19 protein-coding genes are annotated in these 20,263 nt (G+C 45.5%); 6 read left to right on the forward strand and 13 right to left on the reverse strand.

Annotation, left to right across the window (positions count from 1 at the left end):
- Together AC13DA_RS15340 and hemC are read right to left on the reverse strand one after the other, a co-directional pair.
- Nucleotides 1–759: a uroporphyrinogen-III synthase gene (locus tag AC13DA_RS15340; RefSeq protein WP_284451589.1), complete on the reverse strand. Its 759-nt coding sequence runs from the start codon at nucleotides 757–759 to the stop codon at nucleotides 1–3.
- Nucleotides 743–1,672 carry a hydroxymethylbilane synthase gene (hemC, locus tag AC13DA_RS15345; RefSeq protein WP_273180970.1) on the reverse strand — a complete coding sequence of 310 codons (930 nt, stop codon included), beginning with the start codon at nucleotides 1,670–1,672 and terminating at the stop codon, nucleotides 743–745. The genes AC13DA_RS15340 and hemC overlap by 17 nt, the downstream gene beginning before the upstream one ends.
- A gap of 122 nt (nucleotides 1,673–1,794) precedes the next feature.
- Here hemC and argH point away from each other — a divergent pair, with 122 nt between their 5' ends.
- A complete protein-coding gene (argH, locus tag AC13DA_RS15350) occupies nucleotides 1,795–3,177 on the forward strand; it encodes an argininosuccinate lyase (protein WP_007144045.1) in 1,383 nt (460 codons plus the stop codon).
- 29 nt (nucleotides 3,178–3,206) lie between these two features.
- Here argH and AC13DA_RS15355 read toward each other — a convergent pair whose 3' ends face one another.
- The 3 genes from AC13DA_RS15355 to AC13DA_RS15365 are packed head-to-tail and all read right to left on the reverse strand — an operon-like array spanning nucleotide 3,207 to nucleotide 5,457.
- The gene (locus AC13DA_RS15355; protein WP_284451511.1) at nucleotides 3,207–3,542 is read right to left on the reverse strand and encodes a DUF3325 domain-containing protein; all 336 of its coding nucleotides are present in this window, start codon (nucleotides 3,540–3,542) and stop codon (nucleotides 3,207–3,209) included.
- Complete coding sequence (locus AC13DA_RS15360; RefSeq protein ID WP_284451510.1) at nucleotides 3,539–5,179, reverse strand: PepSY-associated TM helix domain-containing protein; 1,641 nt, start codon at nucleotides 5,177–5,179, stop codon at nucleotides 3,539–3,541. Before AC13DA_RS15360 ends, AC13DA_RS15355 begins: the two co-directional genes overlap by 4 nt.
- Complete coding sequence (locus AC13DA_RS15365; protein ID WP_273180962.1) at nucleotides 5,176–5,457, reverse strand: DUF3649 domain-containing protein; 282 nt, start codon at nucleotides 5,455–5,457, stop codon at nucleotides 5,176–5,178. Before AC13DA_RS15365 ends, AC13DA_RS15360 begins: the two co-directional genes overlap by 4 nt.
- Nucleotides 5,458–5,955: 498 nt before the next feature.
- Between AC13DA_RS15365 and sbmA the strand changes: the two genes are divergently transcribed.
- Nucleotides 5,956–7,188 (forward strand): peptide antibiotic transporter SbmA, encoded by a 1,233-nt coding sequence (sbmA, locus tag AC13DA_RS15370; RefSeq protein ID WP_284451509.1) that lies wholly within the window; start codon nucleotides 5,956–5,958, stop codon nucleotides 7,186–7,188.
- A gap of 129 nt (nucleotides 7,189–7,317) precedes the next feature.
- On the opposite strand, the gene AC13DA_RS15375 is transcribed toward sbmA, so the two are convergent.
- The 4 genes from AC13DA_RS15375 to AC13DA_RS15390 are packed head-to-tail and all read right to left on the reverse strand — an operon-like array spanning nucleotide 7,318 to nucleotide 11,182.
- Entirely contained in the window at nucleotides 7,318–7,485 is a 168-nt protein-coding gene (locus AC13DA_RS15375; protein ID WP_007144051.1) for a hypothetical protein, read from the reverse strand.
- 2 nt (nucleotides 7,486–7,487) lie between these two features.
- Nucleotides 7,488–8,855, reverse strand: coding sequence for an ammonium transporter (locus AC13DA_RS15380; protein ID WP_273180955.1), 1,368 nt, complete (start codon nucleotides 8,853–8,855; stop codon nucleotides 7,488–7,490).
- A gap of 55 nt (nucleotides 8,856–8,910) precedes the next feature.
- Entirely contained in the window at nucleotides 8,911–9,777 is an 867-nt protein-coding gene (gene eutC, locus AC13DA_RS15385; RefSeq protein ID WP_284451508.1) for an ethanolamine ammonia-lyase subunit EutC, read from the reverse strand.
- The gene (locus AC13DA_RS15390) at nucleotides 9,770–11,182 is read right to left on the reverse strand and encodes an ethanolamine ammonia-lyase subunit EutB (protein ID WP_284451507.1); all 1,413 of its coding nucleotides are present in this window, start codon (nucleotides 11,180–11,182) and stop codon (nucleotides 9,770–9,772) included. The genes eutC and AC13DA_RS15390 overlap by 8 nt, the downstream gene beginning before the upstream one ends.
- Nucleotides 11,183–11,361: 179 nt before the next feature.
- On the opposite strand from AC13DA_RS15390, the gene AC13DA_RS15395 reads away from it, so the two are divergent.
- Entirely contained in the window at nucleotides 11,362–12,330 is a 969-nt protein-coding gene (locus AC13DA_RS15395) for a helix-turn-helix domain-containing protein (protein WP_284451506.1), read from the forward strand.
- 44 nt (nucleotides 12,331–12,374) lie between these two features.
- On the opposite strand, the gene dsbG is transcribed toward AC13DA_RS15395, so the two are convergent.
- From dsbG to AC13DA_RS15415, 4 genes are all read right to left on the reverse strand, one after another.
- A complete protein-coding gene (dsbG, locus tag AC13DA_RS15400; protein ID WP_284451505.1) occupies nucleotides 12,375–13,151 on the reverse strand; it encodes a thiol:disulfide interchange protein DsbG in 777 nt (258 codons plus the stop codon).
- A gap of 152 nt (nucleotides 13,152–13,303) precedes the next feature.
- On the reverse strand, nucleotides 13,304–13,720 hold the full coding sequence (locus tag AC13DA_RS15405) for a plastocyanin/azurin family copper-binding protein (protein WP_273180945.1): 417 nt from the start codon (nucleotides 13,718–13,720) through the stop codon (nucleotides 13,304–13,306).
- A 118-nt stretch (nucleotides 13,721–13,838) separates the two neighbouring features.
- Nucleotides 13,839–14,840, reverse strand: coding sequence for a methyl-accepting chemotaxis protein (locus AC13DA_RS15410; RefSeq protein ID WP_413661958.1), 1,002 nt, complete (start codon nucleotides 14,838–14,840; stop codon nucleotides 13,839–13,841).
- Nucleotides 14,841–14,878: 38 nt separating this feature from the next.
- Nucleotides 14,879–17,203 carry a DUF1989 domain-containing protein gene (locus AC13DA_RS15415; protein WP_284451504.1) on the reverse strand — a complete coding sequence of 775 codons (2,325 nt, stop codon included), beginning with the start codon at nucleotides 17,201–17,203 and terminating at the stop codon, nucleotides 14,879–14,881.
- A 300-nt stretch (nucleotides 17,204–17,503) separates the two neighbouring features.
- Here AC13DA_RS15415 and AC13DA_RS15420 point away from each other — a divergent pair, with 300 nt between their 5' ends.
- From AC13DA_RS15420 to AC13DA_RS15430, 3 genes are read left to right on the forward strand one after another with little or no spacing between them, the layout of a single operon-like run.
- A complete protein-coding gene (locus AC13DA_RS15420) occupies nucleotides 17,504–18,673 on the forward strand; it encodes a sensor histidine kinase (protein WP_273180938.1) in 1,170 nt (389 codons plus the stop codon).
- Nucleotides 18,670–19,350 carry a response regulator gene (locus AC13DA_RS15425; RefSeq protein ID WP_273180935.1) on the forward strand — a complete coding sequence of 227 codons (681 nt, stop codon included), beginning with the start codon at nucleotides 18,670–18,672 and terminating at the stop codon, nucleotides 19,348–19,350. Before AC13DA_RS15420 ends, AC13DA_RS15425 begins: the two co-directional genes overlap by 4 nt.
- Before the next feature lie 2 nt (nucleotides 19,351–19,352).
- Nucleotides 19,353–20,135, forward strand: a complete 783-nt coding sequence (locus AC13DA_RS15430; protein ID WP_273180932.1) for a PAS domain-containing protein — start codon at nucleotides 19,353–19,355, stop codon at nucleotides 20,133–20,135.
- Nucleotides 20,136–20,263 lie beyond the last annotated feature (128 nt).

Raw genomic sequence — 20,263 nt, forward strand, 5'->3', positions numbered from 1 at the left:
TTAATCGTCCATATTTATCAGAGTATCAACAACTGCATTATCACTGGCATCGGCTGATACATGAATGGTTTTGAAGCCTCGTGAGGAGGCGTGCTGTTTTATCCTATCACTGACCACCGTCAATGGTTTATCTAACAAACCTGGCCATGTATTCATAAAGATACTACAAAGATTATCAACACCCGCCACACTGGTACAGATGACTTTATCCGCCAACATGGCTTGCTTTTGCATTGTGGCTGTCGGCTTGGCTAAAACACGTTGATAAACTTCAACATAAGTAATCTTAGCACCTCTGGCGGTTAAGGTATCGGCCATATGTTCTCTGCCGCCGTTACCCCGCACAATGAGAATATGTTTACCGCTGACCTTATCAGCCTGCATTAGGGACATTTGCAACAGACCTTCACTGCCGTTAGATATTTCTGGCTGACAATCAACAGGAATAGCATGCTCGCGCATAGCTTGCGCTGTACCGTCACCCACTGCGGCAAACTGACACGGCTGAGGCAATTCATCCCCCCAACCAGCCATAAAACTTTCCACGGCATTACGACTGACAAATATCAGCCAGTCAAAACGTTCGATATTCTCTGTCTGCCAATTTTTTCGTGCGATATGTTCAATATCAATCACTGGCAGAATCAACGCTTTGCCACCCGCGTTTTCAATCAAATCGGCAAGCGTCTGGCATTGATGCTGTGGGCGGGTCACCAGAATCTGTTGCCCCGCTAACGGTGCTTTATTCACCGTAAACATCTGCCAGAATTTTATCTGCACCTTTCGCCAGCAGCATTTCAGCGACTTGAATACCCAGTTTTTCGGCATCTGCCGCTTTACCACGAACTTCCGCAGTGACCGTATTGGTGCCGTCCGGCTGACCGACCAGACCACGCAACCAGACGTTGTCATCATCTAACATCGCATAACCTGCAATCGGTACCTGACAACCGCCGGACAGACGTTTGTTCAAGGCTCTCTCTGCGCGCAGGACAACAGCGGTTTTATCACAATGTAATGGCGCAATAAGCGCGTTCATTTCTGCGTCATCAACTCGGGTTTCAATGCCTAATGCGCCTTGTCCAATGGCTGGCAAACTTTGTTCCGGCGTTAAAGCGCTACGGATACGGTCATCAAAGCCTAAGCGCTTCAAACCGGCCATTGCCAGGATAATCGCATCAAACTCGCCATCATCGAGTTTACGTAAACGGGTGTTTACATTACCGCGTAAAGGCAGCACTTCCAGATCAGGGCGGTGGGTGCGCACCTGACATTCACGACGCAAGCTGGATGTTCCTAAGCGCGCACCATGCGGTAATTCATCAATACTCTGGTAATGGTTGGAAACAAACGCATCATGCGGATCTTCGCGCTCGCAGATAACAGGCAGATGTAAACCTTCCGGAAACTCAACCGGCACATCTTTCATCGAGTGCACGGCGATATCGGCGCGTCCATCCAACATGCCTTGTTCCAGTTCTTTAACAAAGAGCCCTTTGCCGCCTACTTTTGCCAGTGGCGTATCAAGAATGATGTCGCCCTGGGTTTTCATACCAATCAGTTCTACTTCGATATTTTGATGTAATTCTAAGAGGCGTGATTTAACAAATTCAGCCTGCCACATGGCAAGAGGACTGTTGCGAGTGGCAATACGAACGATTCTTTTAGTCATGGAATAAGGTCACTTCAGCGTTGTCGTTAATAAATAGTGTCGATTCTAGCATTTCACGCATTGACTCTCGACTATCCGCGTTATAATGACGCCCTGTTTTCAACGAGCCTGATCTGATTGATATGACTACAGCCAATAAAAAACTCTCATCTGCCAGACTAACGCAGCCTACCGACAAATTTGTCGAAGAATTTACCGCCTCTGTGCAATTTGACCAACGCATGTTCCGACAAGATATTCGCGGCTCAATTGCGCACGCCACCATGCTGGCCGAAGTGAAGGTGCTGACTATCGAAGAACGCGATCAGATTATCGCTGGCTTGCAACAAATCGAACAAGAAATTGAAAGTGGCGACTTTGAGTGGTCTATCGCTCAGGAAGATGTGCATATGAATATCGAAGCACGTCTTATCGCCCTGATTGGTGAAGTGGGTAAAAAACTACACACCGGCCGTTCACGTAACGATCAGGTGGCCACAGATGTGCGCCTCTATCTGCGCGATATGATTGATCCTATCGGTCAGCAGCTTAATCGCCTGCAAGAAGCCTTATTGAATGTCGCTGAACGTGAAGCTGACACCATCATGCCTGGCTTTACCCATTTACAGACAGCACAACCGGTCACATTTGGTCACCATATGATGGCCTGGTATGAAATGTTAGTCAGAGATGCCGAGCGTCTTGAAGACTGTGCCAAACGCGTCAACAGCCTGCCGTTAGGTGCTGCAGCACTCGCAGGTACCACATTCCCGATTGATCGTGAGATGACGGCCAGTTTATTAGGCTTTGATCGTATCTGTCTAAACTCTCTGGATGCGGTCAGTGATCGTGACTTTGCGATTGAGTTCAATAGCTTCGCCTCGATTCTGATGATGCATTTATCACGCTTCTCAGAAGAGTTAATCATCTGGTCTTCGGCGCAGTTTGATTTTGTTGATTTAGGTGATGCCTTCTGCACCGGCTCATCGATCATGCCACAGAAGAAAAATCCGGATGTGCCTGAATTAATCCGCGGTAAAACCAGTCGTGTTTACGGCAATATGTTTAACCTGCTGACCTTGATGAAAAACCAGCCATTAGCCTACAACAAAGACAATCAGGAAGATAAAGAGCCGCTGTTTGATACCATCGATACCTTATTAGGTTCTCTGCGTGTTTATGCAGACATGATGTCTGTTATTACGGTCAAAGCTGACAATATGCGTCAGGCTGCATTACGTGGTTATGCCACAGCTACTGATCTGGCAGATTATCTGGTGCGTAAAGGCACACCATTCCGTGATGCTCACGAAGTGGTTGGTTTGTCGGTGGCCTATGGCATCAAACATAAAAAAGATTTGTCAGAACTGACGCTGGAAGAACTGCAGCAGTTTTCAGCTAACATCGAACAAGATGTGTTTGAAGTATTAACATTGGAAGGTTCAGTCGCTGCCCGTAATCACTTGGGTGGCACCGCCCCTGAACAAGTCAAAGCGGCTATTCAGAAAGCACGCCGTCAACGCTAAATTATCTAGTTTGATGCAGTAACGACCGGTTACTGCATCAACCATAAGAAACTGGCCGACAACATCATCAAAAATGCGACTCTGACTGCCCACTTAGGCCAGTACGACAAAAGTAAGACTAATACGATTGAGGTCACGGATAATACTGAGACCCAAACAACAAAACCTGTTCCTGCACCCCAAACCTGCCACATGGGTAAATAAGCTAATATCAGCACAAGACTTGCTGTCCAGCGTAAAACCCGTATCTGTGTAGCCGTTAAACGTCTATCAGTCACATCCATCAAATGTCTTGGCATCGCCAGACTCAAACCACTCATAGCGGCATAACACAGAGCAACACTCATCATCATCGCCACACTCATGATATGGCCTCCGAACGTTTTGCCGGTTGAGAATAGCGTTCAGTTGCAGTTAATTTACGGCGTAAAAATAACACCAGTCCCAGACTCATCAAACCAAACACCAGCACCGTTAGCTCAAAGCCAACACTAACCCAATCACCGATCTGCCAATACGACACTAACCAATGTCCAGTGGTGATGAGATTCATCACTGGCAGCAACAGGGCAAGTAAAGTAAATATGATCCATTGCTCAAACCAGGCTTTGGTCGCGGGACGGCAGGCTGAATGGAATAACATCAATAACCACAGATAGAAAAAGCCTTTTATTTCCCAGGCTGCGCGATCAGCAATATCAACAGGAATCAATCGATTCAGCCAGAAATACCCAATACAAGCCACCGCTAAACCACTAATGGCAGCAATATTCAGCACCTCAATCACTCGATAAACCCGTGCGGTTTGTGCGCCAAACTCATTCAATGATTTTTGTCGACGTTTGACCAAAAACAAAATGGCACCAGTTGCCATCATCAAAGCTCCGGCCATGCCCATAATGAAATACAACCAACGCACGCTATAACCACCAAAGTTGGCAAAATGCATGATTCGCATCACACGTTGTACTGCCATCGGTGTGCCTTTATCGTATTCACCGGGCGGGTTGAGATTCATCACATCGCCATTGGTTGCATCAAACTGCACATTACCGATTTCATCTCTCAATAATTGACCGTAATAGTCCTTCTCATCAAACCAGCCAAATACTTTAGTCACGGCACTACTGTCACCAGGATGCTCAACGCTCATAAACCGCCCAGGTTTACCCATCATGACTTCTGCTCGCTGGAATAAAACGGATAAGTCAACGACATCGGCATGCACACCTGTTTCCGGTCTGTGCATGGGTTCGTCGAGCAACTCAGCAAAAAACTGTTGTGGATTGCTATAGTTGGCTAATACCCCAGCAGGCATATAGATCGATAAAAAGATCACCAATCCGGTATAGGCAATCATTAGCTGAAATGGCAGCGTTAAGACGGCCGAAGCATTATGCCCATCTAACCAGCTACGCTGTCCTTTCTTTTGTCTGAATGTAAAAAAATCTTTAAAAATACGCTTATGAATAATAATGCCGCTGATAAGGGCCACCAGCATGATCATTGTAAAAAAGCCTACAAACCAGATACCGGCCATGCCTGCATGAAACTCATAATGCATATGTACAAAATGATGGCCGCCTTCTGTTTCACGGTTTTCGACGACGGGCATAGGTTCACCTGTCTTCAGGCTGAGTAAGGTGTCTTGAGCTGTATTTTGCTGATCACGCCATGAAACGCGGATTCCTGGATCGGTTTCTGTTGGCAGGCCAATCCTCCAGAAATGACTGTCAGGAGCATGCGCTTGTAGATAGGCCTGAGCTTTTTTTATGGCATCAACACGTTGCTGTTCCGTCATGGCCGCTGGATCAAAATCTGACACAGCCGTCACCTCAGGTTTCATCCAATGCGTGATATCTTCGTCAAACACCCCAATGGTGCCGGTCAGAAAAATGGTGAAAAGTGCCCAACTTGCGACCAGTCCCCCCCAGGTATGCAGCCAGCCCATCGCTTGTCGGAAAGACTCTTGTTCCTTTTCCGGTTGATTTAACTCACTCATGACGCCATCCTCGAAATGAGTAAACCTGCACCGCCGAACATCAAAGTTGGTATTAGCATCCCCAACCAGGCACGCTTACTATCTCTGACAACAAAGATCCAAATCACCGCTGCCGTGTAAATGGCATAACTAAATAAACTGCTGGCCACGATGGCATCAGGTTTATCCATAGGCACAATAGCCGATAAAAAAATAATAACGGCAGACGTTAAAAAATATCCGCCGATTGTGGCGGCCAGAACCAAAGAAATAATTCTAATTGGATATGGTAATTGCATAGTAGAGGTAACTCTCAAGTTACTGATTCAAATTTATTTATCAGGGTAAACAGTCATTACTCAAGGGCAGCTGAGCAAGGACTTTGGATGAGAGAACACAAACTCCCCTCATCACCTATGTCGTATGAGCGTCAAAAAAAGTGCAATATTTTTCCACTTTTATTTAACAGGCTTAAATTTATCATCTAAATACTACCATCAAATAATAATCATATGCATTTAGATTAACTGAAAAACATTCTTTTTTAGCAAACTCAGTTCATGCTTGTCCTTGTAAAGCCGTGTTTGTTTATCTCTAAAATGTCATTTCCAATGCTTCAGCACTATTCGGTTATCAATTAGTCATGAAGATAAAGCCTGGCGAGTCCGAATTTATCTGCAATTTTTATGTTTAATTTCAGATGCCTGAATACAGACTTCACAGATGGATGAATAAAGCATCTAAACATGCTGTCAACATGCCATAATTTGCATCACAAAAATAAGCGTAGGTTGATTATGTTTAAATCTTTCTTTCCCAACTCTCCCTGGTTTTGGCCATCAGTTATTTTATGGTTAGCATTTTCCGCCTTTATTTGGGTGGCTTTTGGAGCAGATATATCTGCTGCTATTGGGTTACCAGTTAACCCGGATGCTGAACAAGTCATCGGCTTACGGCATTTTGTTACCAATGAGTTTTTAACCTTTTACCTATTCTATTTTGTCTCTGTAGCTATCTTTGCTGCATTTTGGTTTATCAAGGCACCAAGTCGCTGGCAATGGTGGTCGGTCATCGGTTCAGCGGTCATTTTCTTTTCAACTTATTATTCTGTTCAGGTATCGGTGGCGATAAATAATTGGCGTCGACCTTTTTTTGATGCGGTACAAAATGCCTTATCACCCACGGGGGGTGTTTCAGTTGATCAGTTATATGACTTGATTGCCATTTTCGCGGAAATCGCCTTTTTAGCGGTATTCATTTTTGTGATGACCCGTTTTTTAGTCAGCCATTATATTTTCCGCTGGCGCACCGCCATGAATGACTACTACACAAAACAATGGGGGAAGGTGCGTCATATTGAAGGTGCTTCGCAACGGGTTCAGGAAGACACCATGCGTTTCGCGACGATTATGGAAAATCTGGGCGTCGCATTGATTGATGCCCTGATGACATTATTCGCGTTTTTACCCGTGCTTTGGTCATTATCACAATATGTAAAAGAGTTACCTTTAGTTGGTGAAATCGCCTATCCCTTATTTGTCGCTGCTCTTGTCTGGTCGATCTTCGGCACAGGCTTATTAGCACTGGTTGGTATCAAATTACCCGGCTTAGAATTCAAAAATCAGCGTGTAGAAGCCGCCTATCGTAAAGAACTGGTTTATGGTGAAGATGATCACCAACGTGCTCAACCGATGAGCTTGAGAGAACTGTTTGCCGATGTGCGTAAAAACTATTTCACTTTGTACATTCACTATATGTACTTCAATGTGGCCCGCAGCATGTACTTGCAGGCAGATAATATTTTTGCCTATGTAATATTAGTGCCTACGATCGCGGCGGGAGCCATTACTTTTGGTATTTTGCAGCAGATTTTAACGGCATTCAGTCAAGTCAGTTCATCATTCCAGTATTTAGTGAACTCATGGACGACTATCGTTGAACTATTGTCGGTTTATAAACGTTTAAAATCGTTTGAAGCGTCGATAAACAATGAACCGTTACCAGAAATTGATCAGCAGGTGACATCGTAAATCGCGTCGAGGTGGAATGGCGTCGTGTAAAAGGCCCTATCAACGTCAACGCCTGAAACAAAAAAATAACCCCGACACAAGATCGGGGTTATTTATTCATCACATGACTAGGTCATGTTTCAGTCTGACTTACTTTTCGATTTTCTCAAATGCTTCATTTTCATGTTTAGCGATTGAGGCAATCAGCGCAACAACAATGGCTGCAGCACAGATAGTGAATAAACCTAAAGCAATTGGATTATCAGCAAAAGTAAAGTAAGCCCCTACATTTTCCCATGAACTAATTGATGTTCCCATAATTACACTCCTGGTTCTGGATTAGCCAATTTGTTTGGCACGTCACTTGATGTTATTGCTGGTACGCCATTCGCTTCTGGATATGGTTTAGCAATGATTTCTACTTCATCTAAGCCCAGCTCTTCAGCTGCTTTAGGTACACGTAATGCATTAGCTTTTTTCAGTACCCAAGAGATCGCATAACCTGGGATGAAGCCAACTGCAGCCATTACGATGGCACCAATGGTTTGACCGACAAAACTGATAGGTGGCAAATCACCCACATTCGGCATGCCATAAGCAAATACGCCCACTAAGAACACAGCCCACACGCCGGTGAAGCCATGAACTGCTACCGCACCTACTGCATCATCAATACCAAAGTTTTCAACGATTTTCGCGACTTTAACCGCCATGATACCGGTGACAACAGCAATGATGAACGCTAATTCAGGATCATAAAGATCTAAACCAGCTGCCACTGAGATGATACCGACCAGACCACCAGACATTGTCCAGAATGGGTCACGGCTAGCCATGTAACAACCAAGTACACCACCCGCAAAGCCCATCAGCGTATTGAATGCAAACGCAGATAAGTTAGTTGGGTTGTTATAAATAGTTGTCCAGCCTGTTTCGCCACCGTTGAAGATGATACAACCGCCCAGGAATCCGAAGAAACCAAAGATAATCATCATCAGACCGATTAATGTCATCGGTAAGCTATGTGGTGCGATAGTTTGAGCCACACCGTTGATGAATTTACCCACACGTGGACCTAAGTTAATCAGTACACCCAATGTGAAGAAACCAGCGACAGCGTGAACCACACCTGATGCGCCAACATCGTGATAGCCCAACTTCGTCAGTAACCAACCATCTGGATGCCAACCCCAGGCACCGGCCAGAATCCAGACCACACTACCCAGGAATACAGTCAGAATCAAAAACGCACTGACACGAATCCGCTCGATAACGGCACCGGACAAGATCGAACCGGTTGTGGCACCGAACATGGCAAACGCTGCCCAGAAAATACCTGTGCCCATATCGGTAACATCAGGTCCCATGCTTTTCGCCCAAGGTAATGCACCTGCAGCATCAATTGGAATAAAGCCGTTCGGGAAAGCGTTATAAATCCACCAGCCAAACAAATAAAACGTGGGAATAATGACCGCTAAAGCGAGAATATTTTTAATACCTGCCGCTAAAGCATTTTTACTACGTGAAGCCCCCATTTCGTAGGCCAAGAAACCAGCATGAATCATGATCATAATGGCGGTACACCACCAATAGAACACTTCGACATTCATAGACTGATGCATTTGAAAAACCGCTTGCTGAGCATCGAGTGCCGCTTGCAAGGATTCTAGCGTTGGCGCATTGTCCATCTTACTATCCTCTTATTAGTTAACATTAATACACATCCACCTTTATTGGTTGGCGCTACTTATCCAGCAAAAAGCTGGTTTGAACGGCGTTGCTATCAATAATCTTATCGGTAGAGCGATCCTTGATAGCAACGCCAGAACACTGGAGTCTGCGGGCCTCAGTCAGCAAATAAAGGCTTTTCTGAGCCGCAGCAAAATAAGAAAGTCCCGCCTTTCTTACATTGGAAATACAGTTACGTTTGTCATCGGTCAGGCCACGTTTCGCCGCCCAGGTCAGATACAGACCCAAACTATCGGGTGAACTTAATCCCGGACGTTCGCCAATCAGTACTAACACCGCTTTGGCATTTAAGGCTTCACAGACATCATCACCCACGGCAACACGACCTTGTTCAACCAATACAATGGGGGCCAGTGAGTAAGCGTTTTCACTGCCTTGCATGGCTTGCACTAAGGTTTCAATAAACACCACAGCGTTTTCTTTAATCGCGGTGGCGGATAAACCATCGGCAATCACAATGGCTAAATCGTAGGGTTCTATGGCTTTATATGGCTTGAGTGCAGCAAGACTGACTTCATCAAGTTGTCTGCCCCAGTCCGGACGTTGCAAATAAGTCATTCGATCCGTTGCCAGACTGTGCAGTACAAGAGGTGTTTCGGTGTTTAATACGGGGTATTTTTCAGCCAAGGCGACTAAGTCTTGCTGTAAGCCGGCAAAATCCAGCTCGGTATGAACGGCATCACGTGCCTGGGCATGAGCTAATTGAAATTCGAGAGATTCACGGGTCGGTGTACTGACACCAGCACGACCCAAGCCAATACGGGCATCCGTAAACTCACGCAGACGACGCCAAGGATTATCCGTGACAACAGCGTCATCCGTTTTTTTTCTGATAGGAGTGAGTCGTTCGGTCTTAACCATCATTGGTTCCTGTGGCTAAGCCCCTGAGGGTGCCAGCAAAGGCCGGCGGTAACTGATTTGATAACTTGGCATGACTGGCATCGGTCATGATCTGCATTTTTTCCAGCCACTTTTCGAACTCAGGTGAAGCACCTAAACCTAAGACCCGGCGCGCATATAGCGCATCATGGAATGAGGTGGTTTGGTAATTAAGCATGATGTCATCAGAGCCCGGAATGCCCATCACAAACGAACACCCCGCTGTCGCTAATAAAGTCAGCAGATTATCCATATCATTTTGATCGGCTTCGGCATGATTGGTGTAGCAAACATCACACCCCATTGGCAGCCCAAGTAACTTGGCACAGAAATGATCTTCCAGACCTGCACGGGTAATTTCTTTGCCATCAAACAGATATTCAGGGCCGATAAAGCCAACTACCGTATTCACCAGTAAAGGATTAAATTTTCTGGCAACCGCATAGGCTCTAGCTTCACAGGTTTGTTGATCCAAACCGTGATGCGCATTGGCTGATAAGGCGCTACCCTGGCCGGTTTCAAAATACATGACATTTTGACCGACCGTGCCTCGTTTCAAAGACAAGGCAGCTTGGTGTGCTTCAGCCAACGTCGCTAGATTAAAACCAAAGCTGCTATTGGTTTTTTCTGTACCACCAATAGATTGGAACACCAAATCCACTGGTGCGCCGTTTTCAATACATTCAATCGTGTTAGTGACATGCGTTAACACACAGGATTGAGTAGGAATTTCATAGAGTGAAATCACTTCATCCATCAACTGCATCAGGCGAGTTGCCTGAGCCACATTGTCTGTCGCGGGATTAATACCGATAACGGCATCACCGGCACCATACAACAGACCATCGAGAATACTGGCCGCAATACCATTAACGTCATCGGTAGGATGATTGGGTTGTAAGCGTGTTGATAAGCGTTTGGGTAAACCAATCGTGTTTCTGAAGGCACTCACGACCCGGCACTTCTGTGCCACCAGAATCAAATCCTGGTTACGCATGATTTTAGAGACGGCAGCGACCATCTCAGGCGTTACACCGGCGCGTATCTGACTCAGCATTTCACTACTGGCTTTGTCTGATAATAACCAGTTACGGAAATCACCTACCGTCATATGTGAAATGGGTTCAAACGCATTCACATCATGTTCATCAATAATCAGTCGTGTGACTTCATCTTCTTCATAAGGCACGAGGACTTCATTCAGAAATGTTTTAAGAGGCACTTCAGACAACAATAATTGCGCGACAGCACGTTGTTCTGCACTTTCAGCAATGACACCCGCCAGTCGATCGCCCGAACGTGCAGGCGTGGCTTTTGCCATCAGATCGGCTAAGTCAGCGAACTGATAGGTCTTGGTGCCTAATTGGTAACGATATGTCTGTGTCATAAACTGCTTTATTTCCGATTACTTGGAATAAATTTTGCCTTTAAGTAAACAAAGTTTCCTAAAATGAACTTGCGAGATTTATACCGGGTGACTATCGAAAATTGGCAAAAGTTTTTTGGGTTGTTATTCAGCAACTTATTGAAACAAATTGCATAATGAAAATGAAACAAGGGGAGCAAATGAAAGAAGAAAATATAAAATTTGCACCAAACCAGAGCAAAACCGCTACGCGTTGGTGCGTTCTTGAAGCAGAAGATGTGGATGAACAAGCACACAATTTAAAAGCCTGGCAGCAACAATTTGATCAAATCAGCCTGGGGCAATTTTATGGGCGTATTGAAGAGGTCATGTTTGAGCATGTGCACGCTTTTCGAGAACACACCAGTCGTGCCGTTCGCCAACAATGCAATGTCTGGCCAAACGCAATCTGGATGGGCTTTGCTGTGGATGAAAAGTCATGTCGCATCAACGGGCATCAGGTAGAAAAGAACCAGCTGATGATTCGTCCTGGCAATACCCAGTTTGAACTCATTACACCGGAAGACTTTGATATTTTTGGTGTGGTGGTGAATCAGGACAGTCTGCAACAGATCGCCGAAAAACAAGGCATTCTAATTGATACCAACGTATTCGATTCGCCACTGAGAGTGTGGGAGTCTCATAAGCTCAATCAGCTGCGGCGAGTATTAAACGAGGTGATATCCCCCGTTCAAAGTGATATCGCCAGACAGATACATGAGGAAAACCTGATGATGGCAATGCTTGAAGTCTTACAACAAGATGGGCCGATAACAGAAAAGCCCAGTTTTAGTAAACGTCGTGCAGTCGTTGAAAAAGTGACGGCTTACCTCGATGCCAACCCAAGCAAACACGTGACGATTACCGAGCTCTGTGATCTGGCTCATGTCAGCCGACGAACACTGCAATACAGTTTTGAAGATGTGCTGGATATCAGCCCAGTGAAATTTATTCGAATGGCTCGCTTAAATGCTGTCAGACGCCGCTTGCTTCAAGGTTTGCAGGAAGATGAAACCATTGCGATGGTGGCTCAGCACTGGGGCTTTACCCATGCCGGGCAATTTACTCACGATTACACCGAACTGTTTGGTGAGAATCCTTCCATCACCATTTCACGTCGTCATAATTAATTTGCCAGCCACGGATGGCTTTCTTACCAACCCAGTCTCATCTTTTACTCTTCAAAAATCCGACTTAACTCCTGCTGTACCGGCATTCCTTCCACGATCTGAATTTCACCGTCATTATCTTTATACACACTGGTTGGTGTCGCATGCATGTGTAACGCTTCCATCAAATGATTATTAGCCAAAACGCTATCGTTACCTTTAGATGCTTTTGCGTTGTCTACAGTTATACCGCCTTTGTTAGTCAACTGGCGATGCTGCTGGAAAGCCTCCTCAGGTGAGTCAGATCCCATAATCGTAGCTGCAACAGCCAGGCTGTTTTCCTGAAGAATACCCACAAGAATATGACGAAATTGCACCTTGCCTTCAGCAATGAAAGGATCCGCCATATCACGGAATTTATGACAGTAAGGACAAAAAGGATCAGTGAAAGTATAAACAATGCGTGGGGCATTTTTATCACCATCCTGCACCCAGTCAGTCTGTTCTAACTGTTGCCAGAGTTTTTCATTCTGTGGTTTGGTGACCAGTTGGTAGATGGCGTCAGCACCCAGATTTTTACCCTCCGCATCAATCAAGTCGCCCACTACGGCGTAGCGTTTATCCGCCGTCACATAAATACTCATCGGTTCATCTTTATAGGTACCGATATAGCCGGTTAGCTCTGAAGGCGTCTCAAAGCTATCAATAATCGTCACGCCCTGCTTTTTGATAAATGACAGCACATCACCCTGTTTATCCACAGCGCCATGTTTCGTAAAAAAGTAAATGCCGCCAGTAACCACGACGATTGCCAGTAACAAGCCCATAAGCATTTTTTTCATCAGAGCATCCTAATCCGCTGTTGAGTTTTTATCTGTGTAAGTCAGTTAAAAGGTGAATTAGTTTACTCGGCGCAGAACATTAACGCTCAGAATACAAAAAGGCGCTCCATTGAGCGCCTTTTTCGAGACAGACTTTTTAGAAGGTATGGTGATTATTTAGACTCAGCTTTAATCACTTTATGAGCAATCATGCCAAGTCCACCGTGTAATTTGGTTGATTTCAATGTATCCAGATTACTGGGTTTACCTACGACAACAGCACCGCCCATACCTAAACCGATATGAGGATCACATTGGTAAACATAAATACCTTCTTTAGTAAATTCTCGCGAGGTGTTCTGACCTATTTCAGACTTAAAGTCTTTGGCACCATCTGGCTGGAACATAAAGTGAACATTGTGGATGTCCATATTAGTCCAATAAACTGTGTCACCTGGATCGACATTGACGATCAGTGGATCAAACTTGGTTCCTTCTGCCTGAACAGTCACATCTTTAGCAAACACTAAACTACTGGAAAATAAGGTAGCCAGGGTTAAGACAGTAAGTGATTTTTTTAATGTACTCATTTTTTCTCCTTTTTATTATTAATTCCAAACACTACAGCGACAAACTCATAAGTACGGCATGACAATGTCACTGATGGTTCAAGGAGATCATGTAAAGTTATGTAAAACACTGAGATCGTTAGTGCTCAGTCTGAGCCATTGTCCGAATTTTGTCGTTGGCTTCTTCAGTTCGATAAACCAGCTTACGCACCTCATCTGCTACCACTGCAAAGCCTCTACCCGCTTCACCTGCACGGGCTGCTTCAATCGCAGCGTTCAAAGCCAGCAAATTCGTCTGTTGGGTTATTTCGGTGATCACATCAGCGACGGTGAGGATTTCCGTCATACGGGTTTCTGCCCGCTGCATTTCTAAATTATGCAGCTCACGTGCACTGTGCTCATGGCTGATATTACGAATTGCACCAGCGGATTTGACGGCAATACCTTCTTCGTTACGTATGGTGGCAGCACGTTCGCGAAACCAGACATACTCACCAGAGGCCATTTTTAAGCGGTATTCAGCCACATAAGGTGTGCTGCCAGTTTTATCGTTAATATGTTTGGTGAAGGCATCCAAGGTCACATCCATATCTTCCGGATGAATTGCTTTTAACCAACTGTCCCAGCCATTTGGAAAGTCTTCCTGACGCTTATGCCCTAATAATTGGCGGAATTGCTCTGACCAGATAATCACACTCTTTTCATCATCAGGATCGCCATTCACCAGGGTTAACATCCAAACCCCTTCGGTCAAAGCTGACTTAGCCAAGTTATTGTCATCCAATTCGCTCGACAGACGCCGATTTTCACTCTGCAAATGATCCATTTCTGAATAGACAGAAGACAGTGTCTGGTTCAACGAATCTGTTTGCTGGCGAAGCTCATTCAATTCTCGCTCAAACGCTTCGCGCTGTTGTGTCAAATGTTGTTGATGGGAATGATTCAGTCGTTCGAGTTCCGCCTGATGCTCTTTTTGCAGGGATGACAGATAATCACCAATCCGTTCTATCGGAGCGCGTAAATAACCGTGCATCCAAATTGGCACACGGTTATATGGCGACTCAATCGTTTTATCGACGACTGATAAAATTGACTCAGAGACATACTGTAAACGCCCAGTATTAAATAGCTTCCACCCCATACAAGGTTTCCTTTTTTAAAGGTGATGAATACTGGAAGTTATGAAAGTAATCGCGCTCGCTTAGGATCATAAAACGGCAGTTTTACTACTGTGCCACCTAAACGTTTCTGAATACCGTCAAGCTTACCGACTTCCAGCTTTGTATCTTGTTTTGCAAACTCCGGGGCTACACGAATCATCGCAATTTGTTTACCTAACAAAGGCGAAAGAATGGCACTTGTCACAATGCCTACTGGAAATCGACCTTGATATACCAAATCACCATGAGCTGCAGATTCTCCACCATCAAGAATCAGGCCAACTAATTTGTGTCGACTCTCCGGATTCTCCCGAGCCAGTGCTTCACGGCCAATAAAGTCCTCCTCTTTTGTACTTAATGGCACACTAAATCCGGTGCCCGCTTCAAAGGGAGTTACATCAGGACCGAACTCATATTCGGCCATGCTCAGGCCAGCTTCGACACGCAGCATATCCAACGCATCAAAGCCCATAGGCGCGATATCAAATGCTTGCCCGGCTTGCCAAATCGCATCCCATACCGCTTCAGCTGCATCCGGATGACACCAGACTTCATAACCCAGCTCACCGGTATAGCCGGTTCTGGACACCATCAATGGCACACCATCCGGCCCACCTAAGCGGCCAATGGTGAAGTGAAACCATTTCAGTTTTTCCACACTGGTCTGACTTTCTGACGTCCAGATAATCTGGCTGAGTAAGTCACGGCTATTTGGTCCTTGTACCGCCAGATTATGAATCTGCTCCGTGGCATTACGAATACTGACTTTAAAGCCTTTTTCTTCCGCTTTTTCCGCCATCCACACCATGGTGTAACTATCACCACAGAACCAGCGAAAAGCCTGATCAGCCATACGGAAAATGGTGCCATCATCAATCATGCCGCCCGTTTCCAGACAAATGGCTGAGTGAGCAATTTCACCTACCGCCATACGCCGTACATTTTGTGTCAACACATACTGTAAAAAGGCCACCGCATCAGGACCGGTAATATCGATTTTACGAAGAGGGGTTAAATCCAGCACCGCCACCCGTTCACGACAGGCCAGATATTCCGCATTGGCGCCCCAGCCTTCATATTCAGCCGCCACCCAATAGCCGGCATATTCAATAAATTTCTTGGTTAATGCAGATGTACGGTTATGAAAACCGGATGTTTTGGTCATACGAGGGTGCTCCTCAGCTGTAATTCGGTGGGCAATGGAACGAGGAAAATGGTGTTCAGCCCCATATATGCGGACGTGAATATCTGTTGGGATCCAGCCATTCGCCGGATCAATATCATCAGGGCAGGCCGATGACGCACAGATCAAATCTTTATCTGCCCGCATCAATACATAGTCGCCAGGGCGAGACCAGGGCTCATCCATAAACACCGTGCCACAAGGCTCAATGCCGGTATTAAAAAACAAGTTTATTGCAGGCCAGCCTGCACGTGGTTTGATGCCATAAGGCTTAAGCACATTATTGAAGTTTTCAGTACAACTGATATGCCCAAAATAACCACTGTCTTCGTAATACTTGGCAGTACAGGCGAACAGGAAACTATCATGACGACCTACGGTGTCCTGCACGACTTCCACCATCGACATCATATCCGGTCCCAGAAACCGCGAGTGCAAACCAGGCACAGGATTGCTTAACCCCATCACCGTACGTGTTGCGGTGGAATCCAGACCCACTTCGTTGCCCTGCTCCAGCGCCTGTTTATCAAACACAATAAAGTCAGAGCATTGCTTACCTGATACATCGATGATCTGGATCCATTCGCCTTTTTTCACTTCATAAGTGCGGGCAGATGCTCGGGGAATACGTATTTCTGCTTTGACCTCCGCCAGCGGCTCTGGCAGAACTTCATCAATGGGTTCAGCATATTTCACCACCACTTTTAATTCGGTGGGCGGTGTATGCGCTTCAATAGACATGCTGGGTCCTGCAGCGACAATCACCACCGTCAGATCGGCATAGGCTACCAATGAGGTTAACTCATCACCCTGCACACGTAATACCGTCTGATAATCTTTAGCTTGAATCTGCCAGCTCTCGAACTGCTTAGCCAGGGCCTTGGCTGCTGTGCCTGTTTCCTGCAACTGTTGTTGAATATTATCGCCAGTCACGGGTAGACGGCTATCTAGGAGCTGTGGCGCGGCATGGCCATCCATATCCAGCACAATTAATTCAGCCGCCTGCTCGCCATCAACACTGATGATTTCAAGTACATCACCTACGTGTAAACGCAGCCTGATCGCCTGCTGTCCTTCAACACGGAATTGTTGGCTATCAATGGGCGATTGCAGATTCAAAAATCTGTCTTCTTCCGATTCTTCTTTAATCATTTCTAGCATGATTCACCTTGTTTTCCAGCCAAAAGCTGAAGTGATTTTGTTCATATCTGGTGCAGCCCCATGAGATTTTGAACCAGAAAAGTGCACCTTATTTCGCTTCATCTCTGTTACAAAAATAAATTTCTCTGGGTTTAACAATATTTACCTTCAGGAAACATAAATCAATCCTCCTGATGGGTTACCTCATTGGTTATAAACCAGCAAAATTCGAATGAAATGGCACAAAATCTGCTGTTGTAGAACAAACATATGTAATACAGACCACCTCCTGCTGAGGTGGATGTTACAAAGGTAGTAAAGATGCTCAATATCAAACTCAAAACTTGGATAGATGGACAATCCTGGTTTGGTGAAACAGTGCGTGCTGTGACCAAAAAAAAGGAATTACCGTCTCTCGACTTCAACGATTTGGCTTTTAAACTGGCTACGGCTGAAAATATCAGCGAAACACTGCCTGCCGTACTCAAATCCTTACAGTGGCTGATAAACGATCTATTTTCACCTGCACAACAGCCAGAGCTGCTTGTTTTATTCAGCAACCCATCTACCTCAGAAACGTTTATGCACCATGGTCTGGATCAGGCTCCATCAGCAAAACTGATGCAGTCTCTGCATCATCTATTCACCGTGGGTAAAGCCCCTGATACTGACGAGATGATGAAGGTGGATGGCCTGACGATCGCACCCAGCCGTTTATTTGATCACGACAACCTAACCGTCTGGTCCTTATTTCTATTCCGTGATGCCGCGCCTAGCGCTAAACAATTAAAGTGGAAAACATCTAGCATTGAAAATACCTTATATAAAGGCTTACAAGCCTGGTATCACAATGAAAGCAAATTAAAAAAAGCGCTGGAATCCGAGCGCGCCATGTATGCCGCTGAGTTACATGATTCACTGGCACAGGTATTGGGTTACTTACGTTTAAAAAGCCTGAAGCTGGATAAACTCTGTCAGCAGGATGAGTTCAGTTCACTAAAACCCATTACTGAAGATTTAGCTTCCTACACACAGTGTGCTTATCACCAAACCCGTGAACTCATTACGTCTTCACGTCTGACCATGCAAAGTGATAATCTGTCACAAGGTGTGATTAATTCTATTAAAGAGTTTGAACATCAATCCGCCATCGTGTTTGAGCTGGATAATCGCCTGCCGTTGAATATGCTGTCACCGCAGCAGTCGATGCAAATGCTGTATATCGTGCGTGAAAGCCTCAGTAATATCGTCCGTCACTCTCATGCCACCCATGCACGTGTGGTGTTGCTGCTCAAGACCAGTTCACTAATACATATTCATATTGAAGATAACGGTACCGGCATTGATCCCGAAGCGGCTCGCAGTGACAGCTTTGGTTTACAAATCATGAAAGAGCGTGCTGATCGCATCGGTGCATCATTAGTTATTAACAATCGTCCGGAAGGCGGCACCCGGGTTGATCTCAGCCTGGATCTGGAGGCGAATGAATGAGTGACACCCCTATTACTGTGGTCGTTGTCGATGATCACCCTTTATTTCGTCGTGGCGTAGTCGAATTGCTGAATGATAGTGAGCAGATGACGGTTATCGCCGAATATGACAATGCAGAAGCCTTACTCGACAATATCGAAAACACCTATCCGGATATTTTGCTGCTCGATATGCAAATGCCCGGCAAGTCAGGTCTAGGCGTATTAAAACAGTTACGCGAGCATGACAATCAATTAAAAATCATCATTATCACTGCCTGTAACGAACAGGATAAATTGCTCGAAGCCTTACGTTATGGTGCCAATGGTTATCTGCAAAAAGACACCCCGCCCGATGAAATTTTGTCGCAGTTGATGTCGGTATTGCATGGCAATGTGGCGATGAATGCCGGTGCAGTCACCTCATTAGCCAGTCATCTTCGTGATAATAAGGAAGATGAAAACAGTCCATCCAATGCCATTCTGGCTCATATGACGGAGCGCGAACGGGAAACCTTGTTTTATATCGCTAAAGGGCTGAATAACAAATTGATCGCGCGTGAACTGGGCATCAGTGACGGTACCGTCAAAGTCTATGTAAAAAGTCTGCTGCGTAAGGTTAATTTACACTCACGACTGGAACTCGCCGCCTGGGCACATCGCAACCTCTCCGCTGAGTTGCTGGATAAGGAAGTGTAACCATGACACTGTTAAAGTGGCCTCGCCGTCATTCACAGGCTCAGGAAGAAGAGTCACAATTACTGCAACTGTTTAATAGTTTGAATGAAGTCGTGTTATTGCTCGACAAACAGCATCAGGTGCAATTTGTTAATCAATATTGGGAAGTCATCACTGGGATTCCGGTTGAACAAACGCTGGGCCGCATGTTCTCCGATTTTCTGCATCCGGAAGAAATCCCCAGCTGGTCACAACTATTAAATAAAATCACACCTCGCCAACATGAAAACATCTGGTTTCGTTTGATTAGTGCCAGTGGCGAGCTACGTTGGTGTGAAATGCGTATTCAGTCGGTGAATAAAGATCAACCGTATCCTCTGTCTGCCACCTTATGCGATATCACGCCACAAGTACGTAATGAAGAAGTCCGCCATGCCAGTCATCGCAGCTTACAAAGTCTGGTTGATCGTTTGCCTGCCATGCTTTATCGCTCAAGAAACAATGCCAGTTGGAGTATGGAATACGTCAGTGAAGGCTGTGAGCTCATCACTGGTTACAGCGCAGAGAGCATGTTAAATCAGTCGCAAGTGTCGCTCGGTTCCATTATTCATCCGGATGATGCTACTCGTGTCTGGGATGATGTGCAGCAGGCACTGGAAACTATTTCACCGTTTGATATTCACTACCGTTTAACCAGAGCAGATGGCACTGAAGTCAGTGTTCAGGACAAAGGTCGTGGCCTGTATTCGGGAAGTGGTATGGTGCTTGGCGTTGAAGGCATTCTACTACTGACAGGAAAATCATAAGAAGCTGATTAAACTTACTTTTTTCAAACTAATCTACCCCCCTTTTTACCCTTTTGGGATACCCACTCAAGAGGATTTCTCCCGCTAAAAAAGCGAGCTATTTTGGTTATTAAGCGCTGTCGATTTTC

It is taken from the genome of Methylophaga sp. F-2, assembly GCF_056859315.1.